This window comes from Actinomadura logoneensis (assembly GCF_003428695.1).
Taxonomy (GTDB): Bacteria; Actinomycetota; Actinomycetes; order Streptosporangiales; family Streptosporangiaceae; genus Spirillospora; species Spirillospora logoneensis.
The window spans coordinates 1-6943 of record NZ_QURH01000904.1 but is presented as its reverse complement, the minus strand read 5'-3'; the positions used below and the strand labels follow the sequence as shown (position 1 = coordinate 6943).

Here is a 6943-nt window from a genome sequence, read left to right as displayed (position 1 = left end):
GGCGAGGAGGCGCGCGGCGGCACCGTCAACGCCGGCGGGCCGTTCCCGCTGCGGGCGACCACCGACGCGGCGGGCAGCGCCTACGCCGGGGTGGTCCGGCTGGCCCGGGACGCCGCGGCCGAGTCGGCGCCGTTCGTCCGGCTCGCCGACCGGTACGCCGGGCTGTTCCTGCCGGTGACGCTCGTCCTGGCGGGGGTGGCGTGGGCGGCGGCGCGCGACCCGGTCCGGGCCGTCGCGGTGCTGGTCGTCGCCACGCCCTGCCCGCTGCTGCTCGCCGCGCCGATCGCCTATGTGTCCGGCCTGTCGCGCTGCGCGCGGCGCGGCGTGGTCGTGAAGGGCGGCGGCGCGCTGGAGCGGCTGGCGCGCGCCCGCGTCCTGCTGTTCGACAAGACCGGCACCGTCACGACCGGACGGCCCGAACTGTCCGACGTGGTGACCCGCGACGGCGCCGACCCCGGCGAGATCCTCACCGCCGCCGCGTCCCTGGACCAGGTGTCGCCGCACGTGCTGGCCACCGCGATCGTCCGGGGCGCCGGCGACCGGGGCCTGCCGCTGTCGCTGCCCGCCGAGGTCGCCGAGGAGGCCGGGCAGGGCGTGCGGGGCCTGGTCGGCGGACGGCGGGTCGCGGTCGGCAAGGCCGCCTGGGCGGGCGCCGGCCCCGAGGACGAGGTGTGGCTCGACCGCGTCCGGTCGCGGGCGGCGGCGCGCGGCTCCATCACCGTGTTCGTCGGGCTGGACGGCCGGCTGGCCGGGACGCTGCTGCTGCGCGACCGGATCCGCCCCGACGCGGCGCGCACGTTCCAGATGCTGCGCCGCACCGGGATCGAGCGGGCCGTGATGGTGACCGGAGACCGCGCGGCCGTGGCGCACCCCATCGCGGAGCTGGTCGGGGCGGACGAGGTCCGCGCCGAGCAGACGCCCGAGGGGAAGGTCGAGGTCGTCCGCGCCGAGAGCGCACGCGCCGCGACGGTGATGGCGGGCGACGGCGTGAACGACGCCCCGGCGCTCGCCTCGGCCGGGGTCGGCGTCGCGCTCGGCGCGCGGGGCGCGACCGCGTCGTCCGAGGCGGCCGACGTGGTCATCACCGTGGACCGGCTGGAACGGCTCGCGGAGAGCCTCGCGATCGCCCGCCGCACCCAGCGGATCGCCCGGCAGAGCGTGCTCGGCGGAATGGGCCTGTCGCTGGCGGCGATGGTGGTCGCCGCGTTCGGACTGCTCACGCCCTCGCTCGGCGCGGTCGTGCAGGAGGTCATCGACCTGGCGGCGATCCTGGGCGCGCTGCGCGCCCTCGGCCCGGGCCGCGACCGCTGGCCGCGGCTGCACGGCGACGACGCCGACCTCGTCCGCAGCCTGGACCAGGAGCACCGCGGGCTGTGGCCGCGGATCGAGGCGCTGCCCGCGCTCGCCGACGCCCTGACCGGCCCCGACGACGCCGGCCGCGCCGCCGCGAACGCCGAGCTGGACGCGTTCCTGCGCGACCTGGCCGAGCACGAGGAGCGCGACGAGAAGCTGCTGTACCCGGCCGTCGCGTCGGCGCTCGGCGGGAGCGACCCGACGGGCGCGATGAGCCGCGCGCACGCCGAGATCGCCGAGCTGTCGCGCCGCATCGGGCTGCTGCGGGACGAGTTCGTCGAGGACCCCGGCCGTCCCGGGGCCTCCGACGAGCTGCGCCGCACGATCGGGGACCTCGCCGCCGTCCTGCGCCTGCACTTCACGCAGGAGGAGGAGCACTACTTCGTCCTCGCCGACACACCGGCCCACCCCGAGTCCCCCACGCACTGACACCCGAGCACGCGGCGGAACTCGGGAATTCCGGTCACCCGGCGGGGTGTGCGGTGGCGGCGTCCACGAGCCGGTCGATGACCTTGGCCAGCAGCGCCCGCGGCTCCGCGTCGGTGATGACGCCGCGCTCGTCCACCGCGGCCCGGACGACGGGGATCCGCACGCACGCCTCGTCCACGATGGCCGCGCCGGTGTAGCCGAGCACCGTCCGCAGGGTCGCCTCGGCGCCGCCGCCCCGGCCGGGCGCGGCGGCGTTCACCCACGCGGTCGGCTTGTCGCAGATCTCGGTGCCGCCGACCGTCCAGTCCAGCAGGTTCTTGAACGAGCCGGGGAGGGTGCCCGCGTACTCGGGGCAGCAGACGAGCAGGGCGTCGGCCCGGTCGATCGCCGCGCGCAACTCGATGACCGGCGCGGGCAGCGGGTCGGCGTCGTCGTCGGGGTTGAAGTGCGGCAGGTCGGCGAGCCCGGCGTACCGGACCGTCCGGACGCCGGGCGCGGCCACGTCCGCCGCCGTCCGCAGCACCACCTCGTTGGACGATCCGGTACGCAGGCTGCCGCTCAGCAGGAGGATCACAGGTTCGTTCACCGCACCAACCTAGCTCCCGGCGGGAGCGGGCGCGGCGCTCAGTCCTCGACGAAGACGCGGATCGATTTGAGGTCGGAGTCGGCGGCGTCCGGGATGACCATCCCCGCCGCCACGCCCGACCGCAGGTAGTCCAGCACCGGACGGGTGATCCGCTCGCCGGGCATGACCGCCGGGATGCCCGGCGGGTACGGGGTCAGCATCTCGGCGCTGACGCGTCCCTCCGCCTTGTCCGCGGGGACCTGCTCGGCCGGGCCGAAGAACGCGTCGCGGGGCAGCACGACCAGTTCGAGCCGCAGCTCCTCCGGCGACGGCACCTCCACGCGCGGCGCGCCGCGCAGCGAGTCGGCGTGGTCCGACAGGTCGCGCAGCGCGGTCAGCAGCGCCCCGACCGTCGACTCGTCGTCGGCGAAGGTGAGCTGCGCGCTGATCCGGCGGTGGTCGGACAGGTGCAGGTTGACGTGGTGCCGGGCGCGCACCCAGTCGGCGGCGCGGTAGCCGGTGACGCCCGGCATCCCGGCGAGGTCGATGACGATCTGGAGCGGGTCGCGGTCGTACGCGCGCCCCGGCCCGACGAACTCCTCGGCGTTGACGTGCATCCCCGGGATCGCCTCGATCTCGCGCCGGACCCGGTCGGCGAGCTTCAGCGTGTCGCCGAGCAGCCGCTCGCCGTGCTCGACCATCTGCCGCCGCCACCCGTCCAGGCCCGCGTAGACCAGCACCGACGGGCTGGTGGTGCCGAGCAGGTCCTCGCGGGCGCTCAGCACGTCGGGATCCACCAGGTCGCCCCGCAGGTGGAACACCGACCCCTGTTCGAGCCCGGCGCCCATCTTGTGCACGGACGTGACGCAGACGTCCGCGCCCGCGTCCATCGCCCACGCGGGCAGGTCCGGGTGGAACGGCAGGTGCGCGCCCCACGCCTCGTCCACGATGAGCGGCTTGCCGTGCCGGTGGCACGCCTCGGCGATGGCCCGGAGGTCCGCGCACGTCCCGTACGGGGTGGGGCTGGTGACGAGCGCGCCGCGCGCGTCCGGGTGCTCCTCGAAGCGGCGCGCGAACGCCTCGGCGGACGGCGGGTGCGCCAGGTGCAGGTCGGGGTCCCACTGCGGCTCGACCCAGATCGGCCGGACGCCGCTGAGGATCAGCCCGGACACGACCGACTTGTGCGCGTCCCGTCCGACCAGCAGCTTCTCCCCCGGCCCGGCGACCGACAGCATGGCGCTCTTGACCGACAGCGAGCTTCCGCAGGTCGAGAAGAACGTGTGCTCGGCGTGCACGGCGTCGGCCATGAGCTCCTGCGCGTGCGCCAGGATGCCCTCCGACGACCTGCGGTCGTCCAGTCCCTCGATCGCCAGCACGTCCGACCGGAAGACCGCGTCGCCCAGCACCTCCCGCACGCGCGGGTCGGCGCCGCGCCCCTGCTTGTGGCCGGGCGGGGTGAACGGGACGTCGCCGCGCCGATGGTAGGCGGCCAGCGCGTCGAGCACGGGAGCCTTCGAGTGATCCATGGGGCGGAGGCTTCCCCGCCGATCCCCGTTGTAACGTCCCGGCGCCGTCCGTCCACCCGCCTGACCACCAAGGACTCACCAGCCCCGGACGACTCGGGCACCGAGGTCCGGTCTCGCCCGCGGGACGCGCCAGGGGCGGGTGAGGCGGCCCAGTGAGTCAGATGACGCAGACGGGATGGGTCGCCGGGGGCAGCATCATGGGCGGGCAGGGTGTCTGCTGGGGGAGGCGGGCACCGGAGGGGTGCCCCACCGCCCCCGACCGCCGGGGGCGCCGGTCCTCCCGTCCCGACACCGCGAGCCCCCTTCCCCGGGGAGGCTCGGAGAACGGACCCCCGTGATCGAAAGGAAACTGCCGGTGCGTCCCGAGGACTTCTGGGGCGCGCTCACGACCGCCGAGCGGGACGCGCTGCGGGCGGTGGCGCGGCCCCGGACGTTCCCCGCCCGCACGCCGCTGTGCCTGCAGGGCGACGAGTCCGACCACATCATCGTGATCGAGTCCGGGTGGGCGAAGGTCGCCTCGTCCACCGAGGACGGGCAGTCGGTGGTGCTCGCCGTGCGCGGGCCGGGCGAGCTGGTGTGCGAGAGCGCGGTGCTCGGCGCGCGGCACCGGTCGGCGACGGTGACGGCGCTGTCGACGGTCCGGGCGCGGGTGGTGCCCGCGGGCCGGTTCACCGCGTTCCTCGACGCGCATCCGCGCGTGTGGCGGCTGGTGAGCAGCACGTTCGTGCGGCGGCTGGACGACGCCGGCCAGCGGGTCCGCGCGCACGTCGCCGTCCGCGGCGACCAGCGGCTGGCGCTGCTGCTGGCGCACCTGGCCGAGCTGTCGGCGCGGCACGCCCCGCCCGCGCCGGACGGCGGCGTGGACATCGCCCCTCCCCTGTCGCAGCAGGAGCTCGGCTCGTGGATGGACGCCTCGCGCGAGACCGTCGCGCGGGGCCTGAACCGGCTGCGCCAGGAGGGCCTGGTCCGGACGGGCTGGCGGCGGATCACCGTCGTGGACGTCCCCGGCCTGCTGGAGTTCGCGCACCGCCCGCCCGAGGACGACGAGTGACCGCCCCCGCCGCTCAGCCCGACCGCGCCGCCCCGCCGACCGGCGGGCGGCCGGGCGACGGGGTCAGGTGACCGAGGTGTAGGCGACGACGCCGCGGCGCATCGCGTCCATCGCGCGCCGCGCCGTCTTGCGCAGGTGGCTGTTCGGCTCGGACGCGTCCGCGACCTGCCCCAGCAGGTCCAGCAGCTGCTTGACGGCGCGGACGAAGTCGCCGGCGGTCATGTCGCCGTCCATCAGCACCTCGTCCAGGTCGTCGCCCTTGGCCCACCGGTACGCCGTCCACGCGAACCCCAGGTCGGGCTCCCGCAGGAACGACACCTGGTTGTCCTTCTCCACCGCGTCCAGCTGCCCCCACAGCCGCACCATCCCGGCCAGGGCGTCCTGCACCGCGCCGCCCGGCGTGCGGGGCGCCGACGCGTCGTCCGGCTGCCGCGACTCGTACACCAGCGCCGACACGCACGCGGCGAGCTGCGCGTGGTCGAGCTTGTCCCACAGGCCCTCGCGCAGCGACTCGGCGGTCAGCAGGTCCAGCTCGTTGTAGATGCGGCCGAGGCGGCGGCCCTCCTCGGTGACCTCCTCGCCGTCGAGGTAGCCGAGCTGCTGCAGGACGGCGCAGACCCGGTCGAACGTGCGGGCGATCACCTGCGAGCGGCCCTCGACGCGGCGGCGCAGCAGCTCGGTCTCCCGCTCCAGCCGGAAGAACCGCTCGGCCCAGCGGGCGTGGTCCTCGCGCTGGTCGCAGCCGTGCACCGGATGCGACCGCAGCTCGGCGCGCAGCCGCGCGACCTCCGCGTCGTCCCCGGCCGGGACGTCGCGGACGCGCCGCCGGTCGCGGGTCTCCGGCGACACCTTGTTGCGCAGCGTGGACGCCAGGTCGCGGCGCATCTGGGGGTTGCGGGGGCTGAACGACTTCGGCACCCGGATCCGGTCGACCGGCTCCACCGGCCGCGGGAAGTCCTGGACCGACAGCCGCTGCACCGACGCGCCGGCGGTCAGCACCAGCGGCGCGGCCCCGTCCGAGCGGCGCCCCAGCCCCGGGTCGAGCACCACGGCCAGGCCGGACCGGCGCCCGGACGGCACCAGGATCACGTCGCCCGGGCGCAGGTGCTCCAGCGACCGGGCCGCCTCCGCGCGCCGCGACGCCGACCGCTCCCGGGACAGCTCCGCCTCCCGGTCCGACAGGCGGCGGCGCAGCGCCGCGTACTCCATGAAGTCGCCCAGGTGGCACTCGGCGGCCTTGGCGTACCCGGCGAGCGCCTCCTCGTTCTTGCGGACCTGCTTGGCCAGCCCGACCACGGCCCGGTCGGCCTGGAACTGCGCGAACGACTGCTCCAGCAGGTTGCGGGCGCGTTCGAACCCGACGGCCCCGACCAGGTTCACCGCCATGTTGTAGGACGGCCGGAAGCTGGAGTTCAGCGGATAGGTGCGGGCGCCGGCGAGCCCGGCGACCGACGCCGGCTCCACGCTCGGCCCCCAGATCACCACGGCGTGGCCCTCCACGTCGATGCCGCGGCGGCCGGCGCGCCCGGTGAGCTGGGTGTACTCGCCGGGCGTGAGGTCGACGTGCGCCTCGCCGTTCCACTTGTCGAGCTTCTCGATCACCACGGTGCGGGCGGGCATGTTGATGCCGAGCGCGAGCGTCTCGGTCGCGAACACCGCCTTGATCAGCCCGCGGGTGAACAGCTCCTCCACGACCTCCTTGAAGGTCGGCAGCATCCCGGCGTGGTGCGCGGCGATGCCCCGCTCCAACGCCGCCAGGAAGTCGTGGTAGCCGAGGATGTGCAGGTCGGCGGGGTCGAGGTCGGCGGTGCGCAGCTCCACGTGCGCCCGGATCTCCTCCGCCTCCTCCTTGGAGGTCAGCCGCAGCCCCGCGTGCAGGCACTGCAGGACGGCCGCGTCGCAGCCGTTGCGGGAGAAGATGAACGTGATCGCGGGCAGCAGCCCGGCCCGCTCCAGCCGCTCCACGACGTCCGGCCGCGCCGGCGGCCGGAACCGCTGCGGGCGCGGCGCCCGGCGGCG

General features: G+C 75.8%; 5 protein-coding genes. 2 read left to right on the top strand and 3 right to left on the bottom strand.

What is annotated here, in order from left to right; genetic code table 11:
• Positions 1-1782, top strand: a 1782-nt coding sequence (locus tag DZF91_RS30505) for a heavy metal translocating P-type ATPase (RefSeq protein WP_147341463.1), incomplete at its 5' end; no start/stop codon positions are given.
• A gap of 34 nt (positions 1783-1816) precedes the next feature.
• On the opposite strand, the gene DZF91_RS30500 is transcribed toward DZF91_RS30505, so the two are convergent.
• Positions 1817-2368 carry an NADPH-dependent FMN reductase gene (locus tag DZF91_RS30500; RefSeq protein WP_199487001.1) on the bottom strand — a complete coding sequence of 184 codons (552 nt, stop codon included), beginning with the start codon at positions 2366-2368 and terminating at the stop codon, positions 1817-1819.
• 38 nt (positions 2369-2406) lie between these two features.
• Positions 2407-3873 (bottom strand): aminotransferase class I/II-fold pyridoxal phosphate-dependent enzyme, encoded by a 1467-nt coding sequence (locus DZF91_RS42990; protein ID WP_117360543.1) that lies wholly within the window; start codon positions 3871-3873, stop codon positions 2407-2409.
• Between the two features lie 334 nt (positions 3874-4207).
• Here DZF91_RS42990 and DZF91_RS30490 point away from each other — a divergent pair, with 334 nt between their 5' ends.
• Positions 4208-4924 carry a Crp/Fnr family transcriptional regulator gene (locus tag DZF91_RS30490; RefSeq protein ID WP_235834667.1) on the top strand — a complete coding sequence of 239 codons (717 nt, stop codon included), beginning with the start codon at positions 4208-4210 and terminating at the stop codon, positions 4922-4924.
• 63 nt (positions 4925-4987) lie between these two features.
• Here the strand turns inward: DZF91_RS30490 and DZF91_RS30485 are convergent.
• The coding region (locus tag DZF91_RS30485; RefSeq protein WP_117360541.1) for a DEAD/DEAH box helicase at positions 4988-6943 on the bottom strand (1956 nt) is incomplete at its 5' end.

Bases quoted from the DNA above. Each gene is read 5' to 3' on its own strand.
- DZF91_RS42990 (WP_117360543.1), bottom strand. From the start codon at position 3,873: ATGGATCACTCGAAGGCTCCCGTGCTCGACGCGCTGGCCGCCTACCAT.